Annotated in this window: 27 protein-coding genes; 20 read left to right on the top strand and 7 right to left on the bottom strand. The window is 64.2% G+C overall.

Annotated features, from left to right (window positions below; genetic code table 11):
- Positions 1–107 precede the first annotated feature (107 nt).
- The 4 genes from FJ943_RS01105 to FJ943_RS01090 all read left to right on the top strand — a co-directional run bounded on the left by FJ943_RS01105 (position 108) and on the right by FJ943_RS01090 (position 3,907).
- A complete protein-coding gene (locus tag FJ943_RS01105) occupies positions 108–1,184 on the top strand; it encodes an ABC transporter permease (protein ID WP_140719324.1) in 1,077 nt (358 codons plus the stop codon).
- Between the two features lie 2 nt (positions 1,185–1,186).
- Positions 1,187–1,969 carry an ATP-binding cassette domain-containing protein gene (locus FJ943_RS01100; RefSeq protein ID WP_015314568.1) on the top strand — a complete coding sequence of 261 codons (783 nt, stop codon included), beginning with the start codon at positions 1,187–1,189 and terminating at the stop codon, positions 1,967–1,969.
- A gap of 115 nt (positions 1,970–2,084) precedes the next feature.
- The gene (gene iolG, locus FJ943_RS01095; RefSeq protein WP_015314567.1) at positions 2,085–3,080 is read left to right on the top strand and encodes an inositol 2-dehydrogenase; all 996 of its coding nucleotides are present in this window, start codon (positions 2,085–2,087) and stop codon (positions 3,078–3,080) included.
- 32 nt (positions 3,081–3,112) lie between these two features.
- Positions 3,113–3,907, top strand: a complete 795-nt coding sequence (locus FJ943_RS01090; RefSeq protein ID WP_015314566.1) for an SDR family oxidoreductase — start codon at positions 3,113–3,115, stop codon at positions 3,905–3,907.
- A 35-nt stretch (positions 3,908–3,942) separates the two neighbouring features.
- On the opposite strand, the gene FJ943_RS01085 is transcribed toward FJ943_RS01090, so the two are convergent.
- On the bottom strand, positions 3,943–4,368 hold the full coding sequence (locus tag FJ943_RS01085) for a type II toxin-antitoxin system VapC family toxin (RefSeq protein WP_246671808.1): 426 nt from the start codon (positions 4,366–4,368) through the stop codon (positions 3,943–3,945).
- The gene (locus FJ943_RS01080) at positions 4,365–4,610 is read right to left on the bottom strand and encodes a type II toxin-antitoxin system VapB family antitoxin (RefSeq protein WP_140615375.1); all 246 of its coding nucleotides are present in this window, start codon (positions 4,608–4,610) and stop codon (positions 4,365–4,367) included. Before FJ943_RS01080 ends, FJ943_RS01085 begins: the two co-directional genes overlap by 4 nt.
- A 265-nt stretch (positions 4,611–4,875) precedes the next feature.
- On the opposite strand from FJ943_RS01080, the gene FJ943_RS01075 reads away from it, so the two are divergent.
- The 3 genes from FJ943_RS01075 (at position 4,876) to FJ943_RS01065 (ending at position 6,942) form a co-directional block, all read left to right on the top strand.
- Positions 4,876–5,967: a 3-deoxy-7-phosphoheptulonate synthase gene (locus tag FJ943_RS01075; RefSeq protein ID WP_140719322.1), complete on the top strand. Its 1,092-nt coding sequence runs from the start codon at positions 4,876–4,878 to the stop codon at positions 5,965–5,967.
- Between the two features lie 116 nt (positions 5,968–6,083).
- A complete protein-coding gene (locus tag FJ943_RS01070; RefSeq protein WP_015314562.1) occupies positions 6,084–6,449 on the top strand; it encodes a metalloregulator ArsR/SmtB family transcription factor in 366 nt (121 codons plus the stop codon).
- Complete coding sequence (locus FJ943_RS01065) at positions 6,427–6,942, top strand: SRPBCC family protein (protein ID WP_140719320.1); 516 nt, start codon at positions 6,427–6,429, stop codon at positions 6,940–6,942. Before FJ943_RS01070 ends, FJ943_RS01065 begins: the two co-directional genes overlap by 23 nt.
- Positions 6,943–6,984: 42 nt before the next feature.
- Here the strand turns inward: FJ943_RS01065 and FJ943_RS01060 are convergent, their stop codons facing one another.
- Entirely contained in the window at positions 6,985–7,620 is a 636-nt protein-coding gene (locus FJ943_RS01060) for a LysE family translocator (RefSeq protein WP_140615369.1), read from the bottom strand.
- A gap of 129 nt (positions 7,621–7,749) precedes the next feature.
- On the opposite strand from FJ943_RS01060, the gene FJ943_RS01055 reads away from it, so the two are divergent.
- Positions 7,750–8,448, top strand: a complete 699-nt coding sequence (locus FJ943_RS01055; RefSeq protein WP_140719318.1) for a YafY family protein — start codon at positions 7,750–7,752, stop codon at positions 8,446–8,448.
- Positions 8,449–8,468: 20 nt separating this feature from the next.
- On the opposite strand, the gene FJ943_RS01050 is transcribed toward FJ943_RS01055, so the two are convergent.
- Positions 8,469–9,578 (bottom strand): Gfo/Idh/MocA family oxidoreductase, encoded by a 1,110-nt coding sequence (locus FJ943_RS01050; RefSeq protein ID WP_140719317.1) that lies wholly within the window; start codon positions 9,576–9,578, stop codon positions 8,469–8,471.
- A 152-nt stretch (positions 9,579–9,730) separates the two neighbouring features.
- On the opposite strand from FJ943_RS01050, the gene FJ943_RS01045 reads away from it, so the two are divergent.
- The 11 genes from FJ943_RS01045 (at position 9,731) to FJ943_RS00995 (ending at position 20,714) form a co-directional block, all read left to right on the top strand.
- Positions 9,731–10,576, top strand: coding sequence for a MurR/RpiR family transcriptional regulator (locus tag FJ943_RS01045; RefSeq protein ID WP_015314557.1), 846 nt, complete (start codon positions 9,731–9,733; stop codon positions 10,574–10,576).
- A gap of 158 nt (positions 10,577–10,734) precedes the next feature.
- The gene (gene iolC / locus FJ943_RS01040) at positions 10,735–12,669 is read left to right on the top strand and encodes a 5-dehydro-2-deoxygluconokinase (protein WP_140615363.1); all 1,935 of its coding nucleotides are present in this window, start codon (positions 10,735–10,737) and stop codon (positions 12,667–12,669) included.
- Between the two features lie 38 nt (positions 12,670–12,707).
- A complete protein-coding gene (gene iolD, locus FJ943_RS01035) occupies positions 12,708–14,558 on the top strand; it encodes a 3D-(3,5/4)-trihydroxycyclohexane-1,2-dione acylhydrolase (decyclizing) (RefSeq protein ID WP_140719315.1) in 1,851 nt (616 codons plus the stop codon).
- 107 nt (positions 14,559–14,665) lie between these two features.
- The gene (iolE, locus tag FJ943_RS01030; RefSeq protein ID WP_015314554.1) at positions 14,666–15,583 is read left to right on the top strand and encodes a myo-inosose-2 dehydratase; all 918 of its coding nucleotides are present in this window, start codon (positions 14,666–14,668) and stop codon (positions 15,581–15,583) included.
- A 40-nt stretch (positions 15,584–15,623) separates the two neighbouring features.
- Positions 15,624–15,836, top strand: coding sequence for a DUF3329 domain-containing protein (locus FJ943_RS01025; protein WP_140719313.1), 213 nt, complete (start codon positions 15,624–15,626; stop codon positions 15,834–15,836).
- 303 nt (positions 15,837–16,139) lie between these two features.
- Positions 16,140–16,952, top strand: a complete 813-nt coding sequence (iolB, locus tag FJ943_RS01020; protein ID WP_140711811.1) for a 5-deoxy-glucuronate isomerase — start codon at positions 16,140–16,142, stop codon at positions 16,950–16,952.
- Between the two features lie 152 nt (positions 16,953–17,104).
- A complete protein-coding gene (locus FJ943_RS01015) occupies positions 17,105–17,812 on the top strand; it encodes a DUF1045 domain-containing protein (protein ID WP_140615355.1) in 708 nt (235 codons plus the stop codon).
- 36 nt (positions 17,813–17,848) lie between these two features.
- Positions 17,849–18,988, top strand: coding sequence for an alpha-D-ribose 1-methylphosphonate 5-triphosphate diphosphatase (locus FJ943_RS01010; protein ID WP_140719311.1), 1,140 nt, complete (start codon positions 17,849–17,851; stop codon positions 18,986–18,988).
- Positions 18,985–19,614, top strand: a complete 630-nt coding sequence (gene phnN, locus FJ943_RS01005; RefSeq protein ID WP_015314549.1) for a phosphonate metabolism protein/1,5-bisphosphokinase (PRPP-forming) PhnN — start codon at positions 18,985–18,987, stop codon at positions 19,612–19,614. The genes FJ943_RS01010 and phnN overlap by 4 nt, the downstream gene beginning before the upstream one ends.
- Positions 19,615–19,746: 132 nt before the next feature.
- Positions 19,747–20,502 (top strand): COG4280 domain-containing protein, encoded by a 756-nt coding sequence (locus FJ943_RS01000; RefSeq protein WP_140719309.1) that lies wholly within the window; start codon positions 19,747–19,749, stop codon positions 20,500–20,502.
- Entirely contained in the window at positions 20,499–20,714 is a 216-nt protein-coding gene (locus tag FJ943_RS00995; RefSeq protein ID WP_140719307.1) for a hypothetical protein, read from the top strand. Before FJ943_RS01000 ends, FJ943_RS00995 begins: the two co-directional genes overlap by 4 nt.
- A gap of 100 nt (positions 20,715–20,814) precedes the next feature.
- Here the strand turns inward: FJ943_RS00995 and FJ943_RS00990 are convergent, their stop codons facing one another.
- From FJ943_RS00990 to FJ943_RS00980, 3 genes are all read right to left on the bottom strand, one after another.
- Complete coding sequence (locus FJ943_RS00990; RefSeq protein WP_015314546.1) at positions 20,815–21,810, bottom strand: ABC transporter permease; 996 nt, start codon at positions 21,808–21,810, stop codon at positions 20,815–20,817.
- A 12-nt stretch (positions 21,811–21,822) separates the two neighbouring features.
- The gene (locus tag FJ943_RS00985; protein WP_140720336.1) at positions 21,823–23,367 is read right to left on the bottom strand and encodes a sugar ABC transporter ATP-binding protein; all 1,545 of its coding nucleotides are present in this window, start codon (positions 23,365–23,367) and stop codon (positions 21,823–21,825) included.
- A gap of 121 nt (positions 23,368–23,488) precedes the next feature.
- The gene (locus FJ943_RS00980) at positions 23,489–24,451 is read right to left on the bottom strand and encodes a sugar-binding protein (protein ID WP_015314544.1); all 963 of its coding nucleotides are present in this window, start codon (positions 24,449–24,451) and stop codon (positions 23,489–23,491) included.
- A 618-nt stretch (positions 24,452–25,069) separates the two neighbouring features.
- Here FJ943_RS00980 and FJ943_RS00970 point away from each other — a divergent pair.
- Positions 25,070–26,194, top strand: a complete 1,125-nt coding sequence (locus FJ943_RS00970) for a LacI family DNA-binding transcriptional regulator (RefSeq protein WP_015314543.1) — start codon at positions 25,070–25,072, stop codon at positions 26,192–26,194.
- Positions 26,195–26,274 lie beyond the last annotated feature (80 nt).

The raw sequence follows: 26,274 nt of genomic DNA, 5'->3' as shown, positions 1-26,274 counted from the left end.
CCGCGGACATACGGAGCGGCGCTCTCGCGCAGCGACAGCGCCGCTCCGCTTCCCTCGGCGCCCGAAGATGCTCGGGGAACGACCGCGGCTGACGGAGGATAGAAGAATTGGCACAGACATCTCACGGCGTCGGCGGGGTCAGCTATGACGCCAGGAAGCGCACATGGCCGGCCGAATTCAACGTCTTCCTGGCGCTCGTCATCCTCGTCGTCATCTTCGAACTGATCGGCCGGGTCTTTCTCGGCGACAGCTTCCTGTTCAACACCCGCAGCGACGTCTCCGGCCTCTTCAACGAGGCGCGCCTGCAGATCATCATTCTGCAGGTGTCGATCGTCGGCATCATCGCCATCGGCGTCACGCAGGTGATCATTACGGGTGGCATCGACCTATCCTCCGGCTCGATCGTCGGCGCGACGGCCATGATCGCCATGAGCTTTGCCCAGGTCGCGACCGTCAACGGCAATCCCAACCCTAAGGCGATGTTTCTGGCCCAAGGCTGGACCGACCTGCCCGTGATCGTCCCGGTGCTGGTGGCGATCGGCTGCGGCCTGCTCGCCGGCCTCGTCAACGGCGCGCTGATCGCCTACACGCGCATCCCGCCCTTCATCGCCACGCTCGGCATGATGGTGACCGCGCGGGGCATCGCCAAATGGTGGTCCAAGGGCCAGCCGATCTCGTTCCCGACGGACAGTTTCGCTGGTATCGGCAAGGGCTTGATGCCCGTCATCATCTTCCTGTCGCTGGCCGTGCTGTTCCAGCTGATCATGACCTACACCAGATATGGCAAGCACTGCTACGCGATCGGCTCCAACGAGGACGCCGCGCGCATGTCTGGCATCAAGATCGCCAACCACAAGATCCTTGTCTATGTCATCGCCGGCATTCTTGCAGCACTCGCCGCCGTCGTGCTCTCCTCCAAGAACCTCACCGCCCAGGCCGGCATGGGCGTCATGTACGAACTCGATGCCATCGCCATGGCGGTCATCGGCGGCGTCTCGCTGTCGGGCGGCCGCGGCTCCATCATCGGCACGGTGATCGGCGCGCTGATCTTCGGCGTCATCATCTCCGGCTTCACCTTCCTGCGCCTCGACGCCTACTACCAGGAGATGGTCAAGGGCGTGATCATCGTCGGCGCGGTCGTTCTCGACCAGTGGCGCCAACGCATGCGGGCATTGAGGGCTTGACCATGCCAGATATCTCCACGACAGACATCGTCCTGAAAACCGAGAACCTCACCAAGCGCTATGGCGGCGTCCATGCGCTTGAAGGCGCCAATTTCGAGCTGCGCAAGGGCGAGCATGTCGCCATCATGGGTGACAACGGCGCCGGCAAGTCGACCTTCGTGCGCCAGATCACCGCCGTCGAGCAGCGGACCAGCGGCCAAGTCTGGTTCGATGGCAAGGAAGTGAATTTCGCCGGTCCGATCGAGGCCCGCGAGGCAGGCATCGAGACGGTGTTCCAGAACCTGGCGCTGGCCGACGACCTCGACGTGCCGTCGAACCTGTTCCTCGGCCGTGAAAAGGTGCTGTTCAATCTCGGGCCATTTTCGATCCTCGACCGCAAATACATGCGCAAGGCAACCGAGGCGGCGCTGGTCCGCACCGCGGTCAAGATCCCCAACCTCTCCAACACCATCCGCCACATGTCGGGCGGCCAGCGGCAGTGCGTGGCGATCGCCAGGACGGCGACCTTTGCCTCCAAGCTGATCATCATGGACGAGCCGACGGCGGCTCTCGGCGTGCAGGAGACGGCGCAGGTCGAAAACATCATCCGCACGCTGAAGGACAATGGCGAGCCGCTGATCCTGATCAGCCACAACATGCGCCAGGTGTTCGACCTTTGCGACCGCATCGTGGTGTTCCGGCGCGGCCGCATCGTCGCCAATCTGCGCAAGGAAAATACCGACGGGCAGGACATCGTATCCTATATCACCGGCGCCAAGACCGGCGAGGCGGAACTCGCGGCCTAAGGGCCGGGCTCGGAGGCGATGGTCATCGCCTTCCCGTCGATTTGTCTTGACCGTAAAATCATTCAGCGCCCATGACCGGCGCCCCGCTTCGAACCATCCCCAGAGGAAAATATCCATGACTGTTCGCTTCGCCCTCCTTGGTGCCGGCCGCATCGGCAAGGTCCACGCCCGCGCCGTGGGTTCCAACCCCCAGGCAAAACTGGTCGCCGTGGCCGATGCCTTCGAGAAGGCGGCGAGCGAATTGGCTGTTGCCTATGGCGCCGAGGTGCGCAGCATCGACGAAATCGAGAAGTCCAAGGACATCGACGCGGTCGTCATCTGCACGCCGACCGACACCCATGCCGATCTGATCGAGCGCTTCGCCAAGGCCGGCAAGGCGATCTTCTGCGAGAAGCCGATCGACCTCGACGTCAAGCGGGTCGAGCAGTGCCTGGCCGTTGTCGACAAGGCCAAGGCGACCCTGATGGTCGGCTTCAACAGGCGTTTCGACCCGCATTTCGCCGCCGTGCGCAAGGCGATCGACGACGGAGCCATCGGCACCGTCGAGATGGTCACCATCACCTCGCGCGATCCCGGCGCGCCACCCATCGACTACATCAAGCGCTCGGGCGGCATTTTCCGCGACATGACCATCCATGATTTCGACATGGCGCGCTTCCTGCTCGGCGAGGAGCCTGTCGCGGTCAGCGCGCATGCCTCGGTGCTGGTCGACAAGAAAATCGGCGAAGCCGGCGATTTCGACTCGGTCAGCGTCATCCTCGAAACGGCTTCGGGCAAGCAGGCAGTCATCTCCAATTCGCGCCGCGCCACCTATGGCTACGACCAGCGCATCGAGGTGCACGGCTCGAAGGGCATGGTGGCGGCCGAGAACCAGCGGCCGGTGTCGATCGAGCTCGCCAACGAGAAGGGCTACACGCGCCCGCCGCTGCACGACTTCTTCATGACCCGCTACCTCGACGCCTATGCCCTCGAGATCGCCGCCTTCATCGCGGCGGCAACGTCCGGCAAGAAGGCGGCGCCGAGCGGCGCTGATGGCCTCGTGGCGCTGAAGCTGGCAGATGCCGCGCTGAAGTCGGCGACCACGGGCAAGACCATTCGTCTCGACAAGTAAGAACCGGACCCCCAAGGCACAGGAGCAGAGCGATGAGCGCATCCGCCGATCGCAATTCAAACACACGCGCCATCGTCACCGGCGGTGCGCAAGGCATAGGATTCGCGGTCGCCGAAGCGCTGGCCGACGAAGGCTGCCGGGCGCTGGCGCTCATCGGCCGCTCGCAGGAGAAGGGCGACAAGGCTGTTGCTCATTTCAGGAAATCAGGCGTCGACGCCATCTTCATCAGCGCCGATGTCTCCAAGGTTGCCGACTGCAAGCGCGCGGTCGCCACCGCGCTCTCGCATTTCGGTACGATCAACGCCCTGGTCAACGCCGCCGCCACCTCGGCGCGCGGCTCGCTGGTCGAGACCTCAGAAGAGCTGTTCGACCAGATCTTCGACACCAATGTGCGCGGCCCGTTTTTCCTGATGCAGGGCGTGGTGGCGCATCTTTTGGAGAAAAAGGCGCCCGGATCGATCGTCAACGTGCTGTCGATGTCGGCGCATACCGGGCAGTCTTTCCTGACGCCCTATTCGACCAGCAAGGGCGCGCTGATGACGCTGACCAAGAACGTCGCCAACGCCTATCGCTTCAACCGCATCCGCTGCAACGCCGTGCTGCCCGGCTGGATGGATACCGAGGGCGAAGACATCGTGCAGAAGAAATGGCACGATGCGCCCGACGACTGGCTGGCGAAGGCCGAAGCCGCGCAGCCGATGGGCCAATTGGTCAAGCCGGACCAGCTCGCGCGGCTGATCAGCTACATGGTCAGCCCGCAATCGGGCGTCATGACCGGATCGCTGGTCGACTACGATCAGAGTGTCGCCGGGTCGTCGCCGGAGTAGGTTCATGCGAGCGATCTGCGTGGCGCACCTTGAACCTATCCTATGTCTGTCTTTGTGAAATCCTGACCGGTGTAGAGCAAAGCCAAATTATATGCCTTGCAACAGGCGTAGGAAAAGCAATCGCCCATGTTGAGCTGCGTCGGCGAATCGACACCCTTGCCGTAACTGCGTGCGGCTTCGATGGCGAGCCGCCCGACTTCGGCCGAAATGAGGACCTCGCCGATTCCCAAATCCTGCACGAAACGGTCCACGGCCGCATTCGCCTTTGCGACTGCCGCCGGTTGGATGGGTGAAGGCAGGGGGGTCTTTGAACGCGCCAAGGCCATTGCGGTCTCGAAACGAACGATCGCCGAAATGAAGAAAGGCCCGCCATGGGCGTCCATCCGGGCGGCGAGTTCTCCTGCCGTGGGCTCCGGACGCAACAGAGCGACGACCGCCGAAGCGTCAATGAACAGGCTCATAGCCCCCCTGAAAGCTCGTCCGAATAGGCTCTCATATCGAAGTCAGGATTATCCGCTCCGATTTCGCCAGCCATTCTGACTGCCTCCGCCAAGCGTTCCGATACAGTTTGCACACTGCGGGCGCGCTCAATTTCATGCGTCAGGGCCCGGCGAACCGCCTCGGCTTTGCTCGGCGCCTTTGTGAGGCGCTGCACCTCAAGTACCAGCCGGTCGACTTCCCGGTCCTTCACATAAAGCGGCATTGGAGCATATCCTTTTTGGAATATCCAACATATACCCTCTTACATATTCAAACAAGACCGCCATCAGGTGCGTGACATTCAACGCAAGTTCAGCTATAGCCCACGCATGATCAACCTGACCGCCACGTATTGGTACTTTAGGAGCTCGCTGGCGGCGGGAGGATTGCGCTCGATCTGAAGATTGCAGCAACAAGATCCGAACAGCCGCCAGACCTGGCGGCTTTTTTGTTTCAGCCGGCAGGTTCCCAAACAGGAGCAGAAAGCCGTGTTGACCACCACAGACGACCTCCGGGTCAAGGAACTGAGACTGCTGAGCACGCCGGACGAGGTGATGCGCGAGATACCGCGCTCACTCACGGCGACACGCACCGTTGCCGCCTCGCGCAACGCCATTCACTCCATCCTCACCGGGGCCGACGATCGGCTTGTTGTCATTGTGGGCCCTTGTTCCATCCACGATCCGGTCGCGGCCGTTGATTATGCCAGCCGTCTGGCGGCGCTGCGCGAGGCTCTGTCCGACCGGCTCGAGATCGTCATGCGCGTCTATTTCGAGAAGCCGCGCACCACGGTCGGCTGGAAAGGCCTGATCAACGATCCCGACCTGGATGGCAGCTTCAACATCGACAAGGGGTTGCGGATGGCGCGCAACGTGCTGTCCGCCGTCAACAATCTCGGCCTTCCGGCGGCGACCGAATTCCTCGATATGACCACGCCGCAATACATTGCCGACCTCGTCGCCTGGGGCGCGATTGGCGCGCGCACGACCGAGAGTCAGATCCATCGCGAGCTGGCCTCGGGTCTCTCCTGCCCGGTCGGCTTCAAGAACGGCACCGACGGCAATCTCAGGATCGCCGGCGAGGCGGTGAAGTCGGCCGCCCAGCCGCATCATTTCATGGCGGTGACCAAAGGCGGACGCAGCGCCATCGCGGCGACCACCGGCAATGAGGATTGCCATGTCATCCTGCGTGGTGGCGTTCAGCCCAACTACGATGCGGCAAGCGTCGAAGCCGCATCGGTCGAACTCGTCCGCATCGGTATCGCCCCCCGTCTGATGATCGACGTCAGCCATGCCAACTCAGCCAAGAAGCCGGAGAACCAGCCCAAGGTCGCGGCCGATGTCGCGGGCCAAGTGGCGGCTGGCGACGAGCGCATCATCGGCGTCATGATCGAGAGCAATCTCGTCGCCGGCCGGCAGGATGTCGTGCCCGGCAAGCCACTGGTCTACGGCCAGAGCATCACCGATGGCTGCATCGACTGGGCGACCACGGAGACGGTGCTGCACGGCCTTGCCGGCGCCGTGGAATGGCGCCGGTCGGCGCGCCGCAACTTGCTGGACAGCCGGCAAGGCGCCGCCTGATCTGGGGGAGCATAAGGGCGGCGCTTCCAGTTTCAGTCCAGGACCACGCCGCTCTTAGGCCCCGCAGCGCTCACCTCCTTGCATGTCACCGATCCGCGTGTTACATACTGAACCAAATGGTTCAGTATTCTCCTGCCCGCCTGGATGCCTCGTTCGCCGCGCTTTCGGACGCCACCCGACGCGGGGTTCTGGAGCAGCTCGGCCGTGCGGATGCCTCGATCACGGACTTGGCCCAGAAATTCCACATGACCCTCACGGGCATGAAGAAGCATGTCGGCGTTCTGGAGCAGGCAGGCCTCGTCACGACGCGGAAGGTCGGGCGCGTGCGGACCTGCAAGCTCGGCCTGCGCCGCCTGGAGGAGGAGACGGGATGGATCGAGAGATACCGCCAGCTCTGGGCCGCACGCTTCGACGAGCTGGACAAGGTTGTCGAGGAAATGAAACGGAAGGAGGAAGCCGATGGACGAAACAAGAGCGAATGAGCCCACCCCCATGCAGAACCGCACGACGGTGGAACGGAAGTCCGACCGCGAGCTGGTCGTCACGCGAAGCTTCGACGCGCCGGCCCGCATCGTGTTCGAGGCCTGGACAAAGCCCGAGCTGTTCAAGCAGTGGTGGACGCCGAAATCGATGGGCATGTTCCTGCGTTCCTGTGAGATGGATGTTCGTGTCGGAGGCGGGTACCGTTTGGTGTTCGGGCATGATGACTCGCACCCTGCCGAGTTCTTCGGCAGGTATCTCGAAGTGACACCGCCCACGCGCCTCGTCTGGACCAATGACGAAGGTGGTGACGGTGGACCCGTGACCACAGTGACCTTCGAGGAAAAAGGCGGCAAGACGCTGCTGGTCATGCACGAGGTCTATCCCTCGAAGGAGGCCCTCGACGCCGCCGGCACCGGGGCGGCGGATGCGATGGCCGAGACGTTCGGGCAGTTGGACGAGCTTCTCGCCACGCTGCGGCACGGCGCCGCCTGATCCGGCAGGCGCCAGAAGGCGGCGGTTCGGTTCAGCCCGAGACTACGCCGCCCTCAGCCCTTCCCATGCGGTGAACACGGAGACCGCGAAGAGCAGCAGCCCGGCCGCCCGGCCGGCAAGGATGGTCACCCGTGGATTGGCGATCAGAAGCTTGCGGCTGCGGCCGGCCGATATTGCGAGCCCGCCATAGACCGCGGCCTGCGTCAGCACGGTCAGCAGGCCCATGATCGTCGCCTGCATCCAGATCGGGCCGTAGTCCGGTTTCAGGAACTGCGGATAGACGGCGAGCACGAAGAGGTAGGCCTTCGGGTTGATCAGGCACGTCACCAAGCCCTGGCGAAACGCCTTCCATGCCGAGCGGCTGCCGGCGGGGCCCTCGTTGCCGACGGTGATGGAGCTGCGCATCAGCGTGATGCCGATGAAGGCCATATAGGCGGCGCCCGCAAGCAGCAGCGGCTTGAACAGGATCGGCAAGAAATGCACCAGCAGGCCGACGCCGATAGCGCCGTTCAGCGTGTGCACCATGCCGCCGACCATGATGCCGCCGGTCGCGGCAAGACCCCTGTCGCGGCCGCCGGTCAACGCATTGGCAAGCACGAACAGCATGTCCATGCCTGGAACGGCGATGATGCCGAACAGGAGGATAAAGAACAGCCAGAGATTTTCAGCATAGCCCATGTCAGTTGCCTTTTGTTCCGCTCGGCCCAGCCTCGGCGGAACCTGTTGATTTTCAAATCGATAGGCAGTCCTATAGGCAGGCCCAACTGACGATGGTGTGTCAGTTGTGATCGGTACCGGGTTAGAAAAATGCGCAAGGCGTCACGCCTGTTCGAGATCATCCAGATCCTGCGGCTGGCGCGGCAGCCGGTGACGGCGGCAATGATCGCCGGGCAACTGGAAGTGACGATCCGCTCGATCTATCGCGACATCGCGGCGCTGCAGGCGATGCGCGTGCCGATCGAGGGTGGCCGTGGCATCGGCTACATCCTGCGCCCCGGCTTCGACTTGCCGCCACTGATGTTTTCGATCGAGGAAATGGAGGCGATCGTCCTGTCGCTGGCGCTGCTCGAGCGCACGGGCGACGACGAGCTCAAGCAGGCGGCCAAGCGCGTCGGCGCCAAGATCGCCGGCGCGGTGCCGTCGCCCTTGCGCCAGACGCTCGACGCCAATGCGTTGCACGCCTGGGGCTTCGCCGCGCCCTCCGCAGGCGCGATCGATCTGGCGCTGGTGCGCCGCGCCGTACGCGACGAGGAGAAGCTCGAGCTCTCCTATCGCGACGAGCTTGGCCGCGCTTCCGAGCGCCTCATCCGCCCGATCGCTCTGATCTATTACGCCGAAACCGCCAACATCGTCGCCTGGTGCGAGTTGCGCCAGGCGATCCGCAACTTCCGCAGCGACCGCATCGAGGATTGCCGGCCGACCGGGCTACGTTTCAAGGGCGAAGGCGATCGTTTGCGGCAGGTCTGGGTCGACGGATGGGAAGTCAATGCAGCGGCCGCCGGCTAAAGCGACCAGCATAGCGAACCCTACCTTACGTCCACCCAGCGCTTCTCCTCGAAGGAGCGCGCCATGGCGTGCACGGTGCGCTCGATCTCCAGTCCTTCGGCGAACTCGATGAGCCGGGCCGGCTTGCCGGCAAGCCGTGTCAGCAATTCATGGCATTCGATGATCTTGAGGTCGTTGAAGCCGAGGCTGTGGCCGGGCGCCGGCACGAAGAGGTCATAGGGCCTGTGCTGCGGCGCCACCAGAATGGTGCGGTAGCCCTGTTCGGTGGGTCGGTCGGACGTCAGGTAGAGCTGGAATTCGTTCATCCGCTCCTGGTCGAACAGGATCGATCCCTTGGACCCGAAGATCTGGATGGCGATGCGGCCCTTGCGGCCCCAGGCCGAGCGGTTGACCTGCAGCGTGCCGGCAATGCCGTTGTCCAGATGCATCAGCACGCTGGCGATGTCGTAGGTCTCCACCGCGCGCCGGCCGCCTGAAGCCAGCTTGCGGTCGGCATAGGGTTTGGCCATGTCGCAGATGACGCTGCCGACGCGGCCGAACAGCGCCGAGACCAGCGACAGCGGATGCACGGCGAAATCGTCGAGCGCGCCATAGCCGGAAGTCGCCTCGTGCTTCCAGAAGAACAGCGCCTCGGGATCAGCCATGAAATCCTCGTCCATCTCGATGCGCAGATGGTTGACCTCGCCGATGATCTTCTCGTCGAGCAGCGCGCCGATGTGGCGGATGGCCGGGCTCTGGATGTAGTTGTAGCCAAGCGCGGCGACCCTGCCTGATTTCTTCGCCGCGGCCGCCATCGCCTCGGCTTCGGCAAAGCTCGGTGCCATCGGTTTTTCGCACCACAGATGCTTGCCGGCTTCGAGGACAGCGATGGCCATTTCCGGATGGAACTGATTGGGGGTTGTCAGCGACACGATATCGACCTCCGGGTCGTCGACGACGGCGCGCCAGTCGCTGGTGGCCTTGGCGAAGCCGAACTCGCCTGCCTTGCGCCTGGCGAGCTCCTCATTGACCTCGCCGAGATGGACGAGCCGTGGCTTGGCCGCATCGGGGAAGACGGCCCCGACGGCGCTCCACGCGATGGCGTGGCATTTGCCCATGAAACCCGTGCCGATAAGACCGACGCCGACCATTTTTCGTTCCTCCGCTGCCATAGAAGCTGAGTGGATGAATTAGTCCATTTTTTTCAGGAATGGAATGTCTGCCTCATTTTTTATGGCGTTCTTGCGCAGGCTCGCTATGATGGGGCAGAGAGGGTGTCCAGACAGGCTTGGGCAGAGGGACGATGGACGAACAGGTACCTCGCGACTTCGAGACGCTGCGTGCCACGATTCTGGACCGGCGCGAGAGCCTGCCCAAGCGCATCGCCCAGATCGCCGCCTACGCGCTCGACAATCCCGACGACATCGCCTTTGGTACCGCCGCCAGCATCGCCGCTTCGGCCGGCGTGCAGCCCTCGACCCTGATCCGCTTTGCCCAGCAACTCGGCTTCGACGGTTTTACCAGCCTGCAGCAGGTGTTCCGGGAACGTCTGCGCGAGCGCAACTCTTCCTATGACGAGCGGCTGCAGGCGCTGCGCGCCAAGGCCGAGGGCGGTGCCGGCCACCGGGCGATCTTCGACGGCTTCATCGCCGCCGCCAGCACCTCGCTCAACGACATTTCCCGCACGCTGGACGATGCGCATCTGGAAGACGCGATTTCACTGCTGGCGAAGGCGCAGACCATCTATGTCTTGGCAAAGCGACGCTCCTATCCAGTGGCTTCCTACATCGCCTATGCGCTCGGCAAGCTGAAGATCCGCAACCAGTTGATCGAATCGGCCGCCGGCCTGAATGCCGAGATGGTCGGCTTCGCCACACCGGCGGACGCCGTCATCGCCATCAGCTTCTCGCCCTACGCGCCGGCCACGATCGAGGAGGCGCGCGCCATTTCCGAGCAGGGCGTGCCGATCGTCGCCATCACCGACAGCTCGTTCTCGCCGCTCGCCCAGTTCGCCAGGGTCTGGTTCGAGGTTGCCGAGGCGGATTTCGCCGGCTTCCGCTCGCTGTCGGCGACAATGGCGCTGGCCATGGCGCTGACCGTCGGCGTCGGCGAGAAGCGGCGCGACGCGAGCCGTAAGCGCAAGGCTTGATCAGGCGTCCCTTCAAGGCAATTTTAGCCTAGGGAATGCTCATTCCATATTGACTATGGATTGGAATTATTATTTCATATTGCCGGCGCCACGCAGCCGCTCGCGCGTGTTACCCAAAACAATGTTGTCCATGACGACAAGACCGACGGGAGGTTCCAATGAGCGAAGCCGTGGACGCAAGACAGGCGCCGCTCGATGTCATCACCATCGGCCGCGCGTCCGTCGACCTCTATGGCCAGCAGATCGGCTCGCGGCTGGAGGACATCACCTCCTTCGCCAAGTCGGTCGGCGGCTGCCCGGCCAATATTTCCGTCGGCACGGCGCGGCTCGGGCTGCGCTCGGCTCTGCTGACGCGCGTCGGCGACGAACAGATGGGCCGCTTCATCCGCGAGCAGCTGAAACGCGAAGGCGTCAACACCGACGGTCTGAAGACCGACAAGGAGCGGTTGACCGCGCTGGTTCTGCTTTCGGTCGAGAGCGAAGGCGTTTCGCCGATGATTTTCTACCGATCCGACTGTGCCGACATGGCGCTGGCCGAGGAGGATATCGACGAAGCGTTTATTGCCTCGGCCCGTTCGATCGTCGTCACCGGCACGCATTTTTCCCGCCCCAACAGCGATGCCGCCCAGCGCAAGGCGATCCGCATCATGAAGGCCAGGGGTGGCAAGGTCGTGTTCGATATCGACTATCGCCCGAATTTGTGGGGCCTTGCCGGCCACGCCGAAGGCTTTGAGCGCTATGTCAAATCCGACCGCGTCTCGGCCCAGTTGAAGACGGTGCTGCCCGATTGCGACCTCATCGTCGGCACCGAGGAAGAGATCATGATCGCGTCCGGCGCCGACGACTGCCTGAGCGCGCTGAAGACGATCCGCTCCCTGTCCTCGGCCACCATCGTCCTGAAGCGCGGCGCCATGGGCTGCATCGTCTATGACGGACCGATCAGCGACGATCTCGAGGACGGCGTCGTCGGCAAGGGTTTCCCGATCGAGATCTACAATGTGCTCGGCGCCGGTGACGCCTTCATGTCCGGTCTGCTGCGCGGCTGGCTCGGCGGCGAAAGCCTTGCCACGGCGGCGACCTGGGCCAATGCCTGCGGCGCCTTCGCCGTGTCGCGGCTGCTCTGCGCGCCGGAATACCCGACCTTCGAGGAGCTGCGGTTCTTCCTCGAGAATGGCAGCAAGCATCGCGCGCTGCGCAAGGACGAGGCGATCAACCACATCCATTGGGCAACCACACGCCGGCGCGACATCCCCTCGCTGATGGCGCTCGCCTGCGATCACCGTGTGCAGCTCGAGGATGTGGCGGCCAAGACCGGCGCCGATCCGGCGCGCATCCGCGATTTCAAGGTGCTGGCGGTCAAGGCCGCGGCCAAGGTCGCCGCCGGCCGCGACGGCTATGGCATGCTGATCGACGAGAAACATGGCCGCGAGGCGATGTTCGAATTCGCTCGCCACCCCTTCGCCTGGCTTGGACGCCCGGTGGAACTGCCGGGCTCGCGGCCGCTGCGCTTCGAATTCTCGCAGGACATCGGCTCGCAGCTTACCGAATGGCCCGTCGACCACTGCATCAAGTGCCTGTGCTTCTATCATCCCGACGATCCAGCGGAACTGAAGGAAGAACAGCAGCAGAAGCTGCGCGCGCTGTTCGAGGCCGCGCGCAAAGTTGGACGCGAACTTCTCATCGAGATCATCGCCGGCAAGCACGGCAAGCTCGACGACACGACGATCCCGCGCGCGCTGGAGGAACTCTATGCGCTCGGCATCAAGCCGGACTGGTGGAAGCTCGAACCGCAGGCGTCGAGCGGCGCGTGGGCCAAGATCGAGGCGGTGATCCTGAAGCACGATCCCTGGTGCCGGGGCATTGTGCTGCTTGGCCTGGAGGCGCCGCAGGACGAGTTGGAGGCCGCTTTTGCCGCCACGGCCAACGCGCCCATCGTCAAGGGCTTTGCCGTCGGGCGCACCATCTTCGTCCACGCAGCCGAACAATGGCTGGCCGGCAGGATGTCGGATGACGAGGCTGTCGCCGACATGGCGTCGCGCTTCGAACAGTTGACCGAAGCGTGGCTTGCCGCGCGCGGCCGCAAGGCGGCATAACAATACGCAACGGCGTAGGGACTGCGGAGGAAAACACCATGAGCCAGACAATCCGCCTGACGATGGCGCAGGCGCTGACCCGCTTCCTGTCCCGCCAGATGACCGAGATCGACGGGAAAAAAACGCCGATCTTCGGCGGCGTCTGGGCGATCTTCGGCCACGGCAATGTCGCCGGCATCGGCGAGGCGCTCTACCAGGTGCGCGACGAGTTGCCGACCTTCCGCGCCCACAATGAGCAGGCGATGGCGCATGCGGCGATCGCCTATGGCAAGGCCAATTTCCGCCGCCGTTTCATGGCCGCGACCTCTTCGATCGGCCCCGGCGCGATGAACATGGTGACGGCGGCGGCCCTCGCCCACGTAAACAGGTTGCCCGTCCTGTTTTTGCCGGGCGACGTCTTTGCCAACCGCATTCCCGATCCCGTGCTGCAGCAGGCCGAGGATTTTTCCGACGGCACGGCGACGGTCAACGACTGCTTCCGCCCGGTGTCGCGCTATTTCGACCGCATCACCCGGCCGGAGCAGATCATCCCGGCGCTGAGCCGCGCCATGCAGGTGCTGACCGATCCGGCCGAATGCGGCCCGGTGACTTTGTCGCTTTGCCAGGACGTGCAGGCCGAGGCCTATGACTATCCCGAGAGTTTCTTTGCCGAGCGGATCTGGCGCCAGCGCCGGCCGCGTCCGGACCGTGACGAACTGGCGGCGGCCGTGGCGGCGCTCAAGGGAGCCAGGAAGCCGCTGATCATCGCCGGCGGCGGCGTGCTCTACTCCCAGGCGTCCGACGAACTGGCCAAGTTCGCCCAAGCCGCCGGCATCCCGGTCTGCGAAACGCAAGGCGGCAAGTCCTCGCTGCCGGACGATCACCAGCTCAACATGGCGGCGGTCGGTGTTACCGGCACCTCTTCCGCCAACCGACTGGCGGAAGAGGCCGACGTCGTGCTGGCCATCGGCACGCGGCTGCAGGATTTCACCACCGGCTCGTGGGCGCTGTTCAAGAATTCCGGCAAGACCATCATCGGGCTCAACGTGCAGCCCTTCGATGCCGGCAAGCACCGGGCGCTGCCGCTGGTCGCGGATGCCTGGGAAGGGCTGGCCGAGTTGGCAACCGCTCTGCAAGGCTGGAAAGCGCCTGCCGCCTGGACCGACAATGCGGCCGCCGGCAAGAAGGCCTGGCAGGCCGACGCGGCCAAGGTGACCGCATCGACCAACGCTGCTTTCCCCTCGGATGCGCAGGTGATCGGCGCCGTTCAGCGCGCCATGGGCTCAGGCGTGACGCTGCTGCATGCGGCAGGCGGCCTTCCCGGCGAACTGCACAAGCTCTGGCAGGCCGGCGCGCCCGGCTCCTACCACGCCGAATATGGCTTCTCGACCATGGGTTACGAGATCGCCGGCGGGCTCGGCACCAAGATGGCCAAGCCCGACGAGGAGGTCGTCGTCATGATCGGCGACGGCTCCTACTTGATGCTCAACTCCGAGATCGCCACCTCGGTGATGCTCGGCCTGAAGCTGACCGTGGTGCTGCTCGACAATAGGGGTTTTGGCTGCATCAACCGGCTGCAGATGGCGACCGGCGGCGCCAACTTCAACAATCTCTTGCAGGACTCGCGCCATGAAATCCTGCCTGACATCGACTTTGCCGCGCATGCGGCGAGCATGGGCGCGATATCAGAGAAAGTGCCGTCGGTTGCCGAGCTGGAAAACGCGCTGCAAAAAGCCAAGAAGAACGACCGCACCACCGTGCTGGTCATCGACACCGATCCGCTGGTTTCGACCGATGCCGGTGGCCATTGGTGGGACGTGGCGGTGCCCGAGGTTTCGGCGCGGCTTCAGGTGAACGCCGCGCGCAAGGCCTATGACGAGAAGCGGCGGATGCAGAGCGTCGGCGATTGACGCCAGCTCCCTTCTCCCCGTCACGATACGGGGAGAAGGTGCCGGCAGGCGGATGAGGGGCGGCGCTAGCGCCAAAAAAATTGAACTGTCTAATCCGGAGTGACGACTTGAAAGCCAAATTGGGCATGTCCCCCATCGCGTGGTGGAACGACGATCTTGCCGAACTGAGCGATGACGTGTCGCTGGAGGAATGTCTGCGCCAGTCGCGCTCTGCCGGCTTCACCGGCATGGAGATGGGCCGGCGCTTTCCCAACGACCCCGCCATCATGCTGCCGATCCTGAAGGCCGCCGACGTGACGCTGTGCGGCGGCTGGTTCTCGGGCACGCTGGTCGATGAGGAGATGGCTGCCAACAAGGACCGCATCCAGCCGATGATCGACCTGTTCAAGGCAGTCGACGCGCCCTGCATCGTCTATGGCGAGGTCGGCCGCTCGATCCAGGGCGACCGTTCCAAGCCGCTCGCCACCAAGCCGAAGCTTACTGGCGACGAAATGAAGGCCTACGCGCGGCGCCTGACCGAATTCGGCGAATGGTGCGCCGAGCAAGGCATGCCGCTGTCCTATCACCATCACATGGCGGCTGTGGTCGAGACCGAGCCGGAGCTCGATGCCTTCATGCGCCATTCCGGCGAAGGCATCCCACTGCTGCTCGATGCCGGACACCTCGCCTTTGCCGGCGGCGACGTGCTGCGCGCCATCGACAACCACCACAAGCGCATCAGCCACGTCCATGTGAAGGACGTGCGCATGGGCGTGATCGAGAAGCTCGACCGTACGAAGCAGTCCTTCCTCGACGCCGTGGCGCTCGGCGCCTTCACCGTGCCGGGCGACGGTTCGCTCGATTTCGGCGCCATCGTGCAGCGCTTCGCCGACCACGGCTATGAAGGCTGGTTCGTGGTCGAGGCCGAGCAGGACCCGAAGAAGAACCCGCCGCTGAAGATGGCGCAGGTTGGCCACAAGGAGCTGATGCGGGTGATGACATCAGCCGGCTACACGGTGGAGACGCAAGGGTTTCCGAATGCCTGATCGGGTTCTCGCCAGGCCGGGCTTGCTGTAGGCTGGCCAGATGAAAGATTCCGAGCACCCCTTCTTCCGGCCATTGTGGCGGCGTGTCGCCGTCGTCGCGGTCTGCTTCATCTGGTCGGTCATCGAGTTCGCCACCGGCACGCCGTTCTGGGGCGTCATCGCGCTCGGCTTTGCCGGCTACGGCGCCTGGCAATTTTTTTATCTTTATAAGCCGGCCGACGAGACGAAGCCTCCGGCCGATCCGAAGGAATAGGCGGTCCATGGCGCGAGCAGTTTTGTGGATTGGATACTGCGAGCGTAACGGATCGCACACGTCGGCGATTGGCCGAAACGCCCATCGCTTCGTCATCCTAGGGCGGAGCAAGGAGCGTAGCGACGCGGCGCAGACCCTAGGATCCATGCCATGACTTTGAAGCGTTGTGACGGTGCAGGAATTCCGCTCCGCTGCGCCCTTCGACGAAGGTAACGGCATGGATCCTGGGGTCTTCGCGACGGAGCTTCGCTCCTGCTCCGCCCCAGGATGACGAAGTTGGAAGGCTAGGATAGGAGAGACAAAATGTCGAAACTGCTCGTCAAGGCCGACAAGGGCCATGGCCGCGTCGCCCATGTGACGCCGAAAAGCGCCGGCTGGACCTATGTCGGTTTCGACCTGCATCGGCTGAAGCCGGGCGAAAGCGCCTCGGGAAAGACGGACGACCGCGAAGTCTGCCTGGTGTTCGTGACCGGCAAGGGTACCGCGAAAGCCGGCGGCAAGGATCTCGGCCTGCTCGGCGAGCGCATGTCGCCCTTCGATGGCAAGCCGTGGTCGGTCTACGTGCCGCAGGGATCGGACTGGTCGGTAACGGCCGATACCGAGCTGGAACTTGGCGTCTGCTCGGCGCCTGGTCTTGGCGGTGGCCTGCCGGTCCGGGTGATCGGACCGGACGATCTCGGCCAGGAGGTGCGCGGCAAGGGCACCAATACGCGCTACGTCACCAACATCCTGCCGGAAGGCCAGCCGGCCGACTCGTTGCTGGTCGTCGAGGTCATCACGCCCGGCGGTCACACGTCGAGCTACCCGCCGCACAAGCATGACCAGGACAATCTGCCTGCCGAATCCTATCTGGAGGAAACCTACTACCATCGCCTCAACCCGCCGCAGGGCTTTGCCTTCCAGCGCGTCTACACCGATGCCGACAAAAGCGGACATCGTGCGCTGGACGAAGCCATGGCGATCGAGGACGGCGATGTGGTGCTGGTGCCCAAGGGCTATCACCCCTGTGCCGCCTGCCACGGTTATGACCTCTATTATCTCAATGTGATGGCCGGACCGAAGCGGACCTGGAAATTCCACAATGCGCCCGAGCACGAATGGTTGATGAAGGCCTGACCGTCTCGCGTTTCCGGCCGAACTTATTGGTCCAGCTGGGAAAAATCGTCGGCTAAGGACCCTAGGGGTCGATTTGCCTTCTAAAACCCGTCAAAGCTTCGTCAATCCGTCATGGAAATCACCTATGGCAACGGTTCTGACGAGGACTTCCCATGCGTTATGCCATTTATTTCACCCCCCGGCAGGACGAGCCGCTGGCGCGCATCGCCGCCGACTGGCTGGGCCGCGATCCGTTCGGTGCCGCGACCAGGCCGGTTGAGGCCGTTGCCGATCTGTCGGCGGCGGAAGTGGCCTTCCACACCGCCTCGGCACGCCGCTACGGCTTTCACGCGACGCTGAAGGCGCCCTTCCACCTGGCTGCCACGGAGACCGAGACCTCGCTGCGCGCGGCGCTGGATCATTTTGCCGAGGTTACGCCTGTCGTCACGATCCCGCGCCTGGTCGTCAGCCAGATCGACAGCTTCTTCGCGCTGGTGCCGGAAGGGCCGCTGCCGCCGCTCAACCGCTTCGCCGACAATGTGGTACGCGATTTCGACCGGTTTCGCGCGCCGCTGTCCGAGGCCGAGATCGAGCGGCGCAGCCCGGATTCGCTGAAGCCGGCCGAGTTTCGCAATCTCTGCCAATGGGGCTATCCCTATGTCTTCGAGACCTTCCGCTTCCACATGACCCTGTCCGGCCGGGCCGGCCCACAGGAAAGCCCTCGCCTGCGCGCGGCGATCGACAGCCTGTTCGCCGATGTGTTGCGCCAGCCCGTGCTCGTGGACGCGCTGACATTGTTCGTCGAACCCGAACCCGGCGCGCCATTCATGGTGCTTTCCCAGCACGCGCTCGGACGCCGCCCGGCCCGGAAAACCGCCTGAACGAAACCCGACTGCAAGAACCAAGGACTACCCGCAATGACCGCCGAAACTGTTCTTTCCAACGCCCGCATCGTTCTTGCCGACGAGATCGTCGAAGGCTCACTGGTGCTGCGCGACGGCTTGATCGCCGGCATCGATGCCGGTGCTGCCCGGATCGGCGAGGACATGGGCGGCGACTTCATCATTCCAGGGCTGGTCGAACTCCACACCGACCATCTCGAGGGCCATTATGCGCCGCGGCCGAAAGTGCGCTGGAACCCGATCGCCGCGGTGCTCGCCCATGACGCGCAGGTGGCGACCGCCGGCATCACGACCGTGCTAGATGCCTTGCGCGTCGGCATGGACGAGGACGCCGACCTGACATTGGACGACATCCGCAAGCTGGCCGATGCGATCGAGGACAGCGTCGCGCGGGATCGTCTGCGGGCCGATCACTTCCTGCATCTTCGCTGCGAGGTTTCAGCGCCGGATTGCCTCAACGCATTCGCCAATTTCGACGGTGACGAACGGGTCAAGCTGGCGTCGCTGATGGACCACGCGCCGGGCCAGCGCCAGTTCGTCAACCTTGAAACCTATGCCTACTACTACCAGCGCAAGCTGAAACTCTCGGATCGCGATTTCCAGAAATTCTGCGAGAAGCGGATGGACGAATCGGCACGCAACTCTGGGCCGAACCGCGTCTTCATCGCCGCCGCCTGCCAGGAGCGCGGCATCGTGCTCGCGAGCCATGACGATGCGACGTCCGCTCATGTCGACGAGGCCATCGAGCAGGGCGTGCGGGTCGCCGAGTTCCCGACCACCGAGGAAGCGGCGCGGGCCTCGAAGGCCGCCGGGCTCGGCGTGCTTATGGGCGCGCCCAATGTCATGCGCGGCGCCTCGCATTCGGGCAATGTCTCGGCTCGCACCTTGGCCAGCGATGGCCTGCTCGACATCCTTTCGTCCGACTACATTCCCTTCAGCCTGATCCAGTCGGCCTTCTTCCTCGGCGACATGGTGGAAGGCATTTCGCTGCCGCAGGCCGTCGCCATGGTTTCGAAGAACCCGGCGCAGGCCGTCGGCCTCGACGACCGCGGCGTCATCGAGCTGGGCCGTCGCGCCGATCTGGTGCGCGTGCGCGTCGACGATCATGTTCCGGTCGTACGCACCGTCTGGCGGCAGGGGCGCCGGGTGGCATGATGGTGTCGGCCTCGATCGAGCGCGAACTGTCCGCCGAAACCTTTCCGATCCGTCACGGCGTCTTTGTCGCCGTCGTGGGCCCCAGCGGTGCCGGCAAGGACACGGTGATCGGCTACGCCAAGGCGCTGTTTGCCGACGAGACGCAGCTGGAGTTCGTGCGCCGCGTCATCACCAGGCCGAGCGATGCGGCGAGCGAGGACCACGATACGCTGGCCGACGCCGCCTTCGCCGAGGCCGATGCCGACGGCGCTTTCGCCGTCTCCTGGGAAGCGCATGGCCTGCGCTATGGCCTGCCTGCCGATGTCGACTGGTCTGTTTCCAATGGACATGTCGCCGTCGCCAACGTGTCGCGCGCGATCATCCCCACCTTGCGCGAGCGCTATGCCAATCTGGCGATCGTCGAGATCACCGCTTCGCCCGAGGTGCTGGCCGAGCGGCTGGCCATGCGCGGCCGCGAGTCGCGCGGCGAGGTGCTGGCGCGGCTGGCGCGCAGCGCCAATATGAGCTTGTCCGGCCCTGGCGTCACGTCGATCGACAACAGCGGTCCGCGCGAAGTGGCCGGCGAGCGTTTCGCCGAAGTGCTGCGCAAGGCCATGGCGTTTTCCGACATGTCGGGCCTGATCTGATCCGGACTTGTTTCACCCGCCTGCTTGCGCTGTCGCTGGAAATGCTCCGGGCTGCTGGCCGCATAGGGTGATTCTGGATTACGCTCCGGGAATTCGCCCCAGGAATCAGGGGCGAGCCAGACAGGAAGCTTCATGCAGACACTGACACCCATCCTCTCGACAGTCACGGCGGCATTTCTCGCCTCCCTGGTCGAGGTCGTCGAAGCTTTCACCATCGTGCTCGCGGTGGGGGTGACACGCAGCTGGCGCCCGGCATTGACCGGCGCCGCGCTGGCGCTGGCGGTGCTGGCGGCCCTGGTGCTGGCCTTCGGCCCGCTGCTGGCGCTGGTCCCGATCACCACCCTGCAGTTCGTCGTCGGGGTGCTGCTCATCCTGTTCGGCATGCGCTGGCTGCGAAAAGCCATCCTGCGCAGCGTCGGCGTCATTGCCCTGCATGACGAGGGAGCGGCCTTCGCCAAGGAAACCGCGGCCCTGCACCGGCAGGCCGCCGACCGGCGCGCCGACTACCTCGCCGGGCTGGCCTCGTTCAAGGCGGTGCTGCTCGAGGGTGTCGAGGTGGTGTTCATCGTCATTGCCGTCGGCGCCGCGCATGGGCAGACATTTTACGCCAGCATGGGTGCGCTGGCGGCTTTCATCCTGGTGATGCTTGTCGGCCTGGCCGTCCACCGGCCGCTGGCGCGCGTGCCCGAGAATGCGCTCAAATTCGTGGTCGGGCTGATGCTGACCAGCTTTGGCATCTTCTGGACCGGCGAAGGCATCGGCGCCGATTGGCCTGGCGCCGATCTTGCCCTGCTCGCCATCTTCGCCATCGTCGCGCTGGCGTCCTTCGCCATGGTGCGCTGGCTGCGCGGAATCAGTCCAACGGCAGCCGGAGGGCTCGCCCGATGAACGTCCTTCGTCTCGTTGTCAGGGAAGTCTTCGGCATGTTCGTCGACGACGGCAATCTGGCGCTGCTGGCGCTGGTCCTGGTGGCCGCCGTCACCGCGGCGGTGAAGTTGCTCGCGCTGCCGCCGCTGCTTGGCGGCGGGCTGCTGCTGGTCGGCTGCCTTGCCATCCTGTTGCAAAGCGTTCGCCGCGCCGCGCGCCAGGGCGGCAGGTAATTTCAGTCAAGCCGCATGGCTGATAACCAGAGGGTGGCCGCGAAAGGCACGCCACCCCGTCAGCTCCCAGCACCGGTAAGCTATTTCTGCCGGGAGGAACCTATTCGGCGGCGGCGCCGACCGCGCCCTTACGGGCGGCATCGACCATCCGCCGGCGCGCCCGGAACACACCCCATTGCTGGTCGACCAGCACGCCGATGAGGATGACGCCACCCATCACCGCGAAGTTGAGGGAGGAGGGAATGCCGAGCAGGTTGACGAGGTTCTGCAGTTCCTGCAGCAGCACCGTGCCGAGGATGACGCCGATCAGCGAGCCCTCGCCGCCGCGCAGAGAGAAGCCGCCAAGCACCGCGGCCGCAATGGCGTAGAGCTCGTAGAACTGGCCGTGGCTGGCCGGCGAGATCGAGCGCGTGTACATGGCGAAATAGATCGCCGACAGCGCGGTAAGCACGCCGCAGATGACGTAAGCCGCCATGACGACGCGGCCGGTGCGAATGCCGGAATATTTCGCCGCTTCCTCGTTCTTGCCGATGGCGTAGAGATAGCGCCCGAACACCGAGCGGTGCAGCACCACCCACATGACGATGGCGATGACGATCAGCGCGAAGAAGGAGTTCGGCACGCCCCAGGAGCGGCCGGCGGTCAGGAATTCGAGATCGGGAAAATTCTGCCCGAAGGCGAAACCGGCGGTGCCGTCGGCGGTGTAGAAGCGCGCGACGCCGCGATAGATCAAAAGCCCGCACAAGGTCACGACGAAGGGCTGCAGCTTGAGCCGCGTGATCAGCCAGCCATGCGCCAGGCCGATGATGGCGCCGAGCACCAGGATGAGCACGAAGGCAACAGGCCATCCCATGCCGCGCACGGCGATGAAGTCGATGAACAGCGTGCCCAGCAACGCGACAACGGAGCCGACGGACAGTTCGATGCCGCCGGTGATGATGACGAACGCCTGGCCGATGGAGAGGATGCCGAACAGGCCGATCAGGTTCGAGGTGTTGGCGAGGTTGATCGGCAAGAGGAAGCGCGGATTGATGATGGCGACGATCGCCCCGACCACCAGGATCAGGATCAGCAGGCCGAGATCTTTCTTTGTCATCGTCGTCTCCGCTTACGGCCTGTTCGCCGGTTTGCCCACCGCGAGCAAAAGCACGTTTTCCTGGCTGAACTGATCCTTGTCGAGAATGCCCGAGATCTGGCCCTCATGCATGACGGCGATGCGATCGGAGACGCCGATCACCTCTTCCATGTCGGAAGAGATCATCAGCACGGCGACGCCGGCGTCGGCCAATGCCCGCATCAGCCCGTAGATCTCGGCCTTGGCGCCGATATCGATGCCGCGCGTCGGCTCGTCGAGGATCATCACCTTCGGGTTCATGGCCAGCCATTTGCCGAGCACGACCTTCTGCTGGTTGCCGCCCGACAGCGTGCCGGTGCGCGTCTGCACCGAGGGCGCCTTGATGCCGAGGTTTTTCTTCTGCTTCTCGGCGGTGGCGGTCTCGGCGCTTGCGGAGACCAGCGAGCGCCTGGCATGCGCCGGCAGATTGGGGAGTGAAATATTCTGCGCGATCGACAGGTCGAGCAGGATGCCGGTCAGCTTGCGGTCTTCCGGCACAAGGAAGATGCCTTGCGCGACTGCGTCCGCCGCGCTGGCCAGCGTTAACGGCTTGCCGTTGAGCTCCAGCGTGCCGCCAAGGCTGGCTTCGATGCCGAAGAACACCCGCGCCAGTTCGGTTCGGCCGGAGCCGACAAGGCCGGCAAGGCCGAGGATTTCGCCGCGCCTGACGTCGAGATCGACCGGCCGGCTGGGGTAGGTGGGGGTGCGGACGGCCTTGGCCGCAAGCGCCACGGCGCCGGGGGCACGCGCCGCCTCGGAGGCCTTTTCGCGCTCCTTCAGCATGCGGCCGATCATCAGCTTGACCATCTGGTCGTGATTGATGTCGCGCTTGCCGAGCGTCCCGGCCAGCATGCCGTCGCGCAGCACCACGACGCGGTCGGCGACGCGCTCGATCTCATGCAGGCGGTGCGAGATGAAGATGACGCTGATGCCGTCGGCCTTCAGTGCCTTGATGACGTCGAGCAGCTTGTCGGTCTCGGCCAGCGGCAAGCTCGATGTAGGCTCGTCGAGGATCACCAGGCGCGCCTTGATCGACAGCGCCTTGGCGATCTCGACCATCTGCTGCTGCGCCAGCGACAGATCCGCGACCTGCGTGTCGGCGGAGAAGTTGGCGCCGACGCGCTTCAGCAGCGGCGCCACCATGTCGCGCAGTTTCGCGCGGTCGACCAGTCTTAGCGGTCCGGCGCGCAGCGGCTCGCGGCCGAAGAAGATGTTGGCGGCGACGTCGAGGTTTTCGAAGAGGTTGAGTTCCTGGTGGACGAAGGCGATGCCCGAACCCAGGCTCCCCTCCACGGTCAGGCCTTTGTGGGCGGCGCCGTCGACCGTGATGGCGCCGCTATCGGGCGTGGTAACGCCGCCGAGGATCTTCATCAGCGTCGATTTGCCGGCGCCATTCTCGCCGACCAGGCCGATGACCTCGCCCGGCCTGACCTCCATGGAAAACCCGTCGAGCGCCACGACGCCCGGATAGGTCTTGCGCACGTTCTCGAGGCTGAGAAACGGGGTGGTCGCCGCGATGGATGTGTCGGAATAATTCATCATGCCTGACAGCAGCCGGTGGGCCGACATGGCCCGTTCTGCAGACTGACGACCCCGGCAGGGTTCGTCAATGCGAACAGCCGGCTCAAGCGAAGTTGAGCCGGCTGAACTGCTTCTGGTCTTAGTTTCCAGCCATCGCCTTGAGATTGGCGGCGTAAGCGTCGACGTCATCCTTGCCGATGATCTTGGTCGGGATGATGATCAAATTGCCGGCCGGGATGCCCGACTTGTCACCCTTGAGATAGGCGGCCATCAGCTTCATGCCCTGATAGGCCCATTCGAAGGGCTGCTGCACGACGGTGGCGGCAATGGTGCCTTCCTTGACGCCGCCCAGCGTGATCGGATCGTCGTCGAAGCCGACGACGGTGATCGAGCCAAGCTTGCCGGCATCGCGCAGCGCTTCATAGATGCGTGGCGTGTTGTAGGAGTAGAAGCCGACCATGCAGGTGACGTCGGGGCTGGCGACCAGCGCGTCCTCGACATTCTTCTTGGCACGCGCCTGGTCGATGTCGTCGCCGCGCACGTCGACGAGTTCGATCTTGGTGCCGGCGAGGCCGTCCTTCATGCCCTGGATGCGCTCCTTGGCATTGTCGGCGCCGAGCAGGCCGACGAAGCCCAGGCACTTGCCGCCGTCCGGCATCGCCTTCTTGGCGATTTCGGCCGCCTGCTTGCCGGCGTCGACATTGGACGAGCCGATATAGGCGACTCGCTTGGTCTGCGGGGCGTCGCTATCGGTGGTGAACAGCGCCGTTTGCGAAGCGATCTTGTTCAGGCCATCCGTCGAGGTCTTGGGATCGACGGCCGAGACCATGATGCCCTTGACGCCGGCGGTCACCAGGTCGTCCATCAGCCGCTGCTGGATGGCGACGGAGGATTGTTCGGGATATTTGAGTTCGAGCGTATAGTCGGGCAGTTCGCCCTGCGCCTTCTTGACGCCGGCTTCGGCCGCTTTCCAGAAGTCGGAAGCGCCGTTGACGACGAAGGCCAGCGTCGGCTTGTCGTCGGCGCGCGCGATTGCCGTCGCCGTCAGGCCGACAGCCAGGGCCGCGGCGGCCACGGATGCATTGCGTATCAAGGATTTCATGTTCAACCTCCCGTTTTGGTCAGTCGTAGGACTGGCCGGACTTGCTCACTGGATTGTCTTGCACACTAAATTTGTCTTGCTCACCTGAATTGCCGTCTGCGGCGTGGACGCCCTCCTCCTCAAGGGGTTCCCGGCAGTGAAAGAATGGCGTCGTTACCAGCCACGGCCACGGACCTTAGAGACTCATTCTTCGTTCGTAAATAGTCCGATTTGTCTGACATATCACATATCTGAGACATGGTTTGCGGAAGTCATATCCGCCCCCCATCGGGCCATTCACAGACACTTCCATCGCAGCCGGACCAATCGGGGCCGGCGGCGATGGATTGACGGTATAGCGCATCCTTGTATTAGTAAACACTATTAGCAAACGACCGGTCCGGTGGCGCTCGGGTGTCATGGCCGAATCGATCTACCGACGCGGCGATGGCTGATCGCACGCAGCCAGGGCCTTTGCGACCTCTGGTTTTTGCGGGGGCTCGAGCCGGTGTGTCGGGGATGGGTCTCAAGAATGGTAATAATTATTAGTGCGGTCGATGCGCATGTGAATCGGAAGCGCCGCCTCATCTTGTTGGACCGGGGGGCTGCGGCTAGACAGGCTGGGGATTTGGGGGCGGCATGAGCGAGACGACGGACCAGGCCATCAGGAAGCGCCGCAAGGCGGCGGCAAAGCCCAAGGGCCGCGTCACCATGACCGACATCGCACGCGCCGCCGGCTGCTCGCAGGCGACGGTTTCCTTCGTGCTCAACAATTCACCTGGCATTCGCCTGTCCCGGCAGACTCGGGAGCGGGTGATCGAGGCGGCGCGCGCGCTTGGCTACAGCGCCCCCGCCTTCTCCGCGCTGAAGCCCGTTGCGGCTTTCGAGGGGGCTTTTGATGGCCCCGCCTTCGACGGACTCGACGGCGTGATCGGCTTCGCCGTCGACCAGCTCGCCACCAGCCCGGAAGCCGTGGTCGCCATCGAGGGCGCGCGCCAGGCCTCGTGGAATGCTGGCAACGTGCTTCTGGTGGCGCAGACCATGGGAGACGCCGTGATGGAGTCGCGCGCCATTTCGGCGCTGACCAGGCGCGGCATTTCGGCATTGATCTACATGACCATCTTCACCCGCGAAATCACGGCGCCCGACTTCCTCTACGGCCTCGACATTCCGGTCATTCTGCTCAACTGCTACACGGCGGACTATGCATTCCCCGCCGTGGTGCCCTCCGAAATCGCCGGCGGCCAGAGCTCGACGCGACACCTGATCAGCCACGGCCACCGCCGCATCGCCACCATCACGGGCGAACCCTGGATGCAGGCAGCACAGGACCGGCTGAAAGGCTACCGCCGCGCGCTCGCCACCGCCGACATCCCCTTCGACCCCGAACTGGTGGTCGAGGGCGACTGGTCGGCCAGCGCCGGTTACGCCGCGACAGTGAAGCTCTTGGCCCTGAAGGACCGCCCGACCGCCATCTTCTGCCAGAACGACCGCACCGCGATCGGCTGCTACGAAGCCCTGAAGGAAGCCGGCCTGCACATTCCCGCCGACATCTCGGTCGTTGGCTATGACGACGAGGAAATCGCCCGGCATTTGTTCCCGCCGCTGACGACGTCGATCCTTCCGCACATGGCCATGGGCCAATGGGCGATCGAGCAGCTGGAAGCGCCTGCGATAGTGGGGCGGGGGCGATATCCAATCACCAAGCTGGAATGCCCGCTGGTGGAGCGCGAGAGCGTGGCGGCATTCAAGGGTGTCGCATAAGAGCCGGACTTTTCCTCCCGCACTCGGAGGCAGGCGTCCGCCGTGCTCCCCTGCCTTGGCTTCATCCTGATAGAGGTCTA

The organism is Mesorhizobium sp. B2-3-10 (genome assembly GCF_006442275.1).
In the GTDB taxonomy this organism is placed as follows: Bacteria; Pseudomonadota; Alphaproteobacteria; order Rhizobiales; family Rhizobiaceae; genus Mesorhizobium; species Mesorhizobium australicum.
The sequence above is the reverse complement of the archived record's forward strand: the minus strand, read 5'-3'. Positions and strand labels throughout refer to the sequence as shown.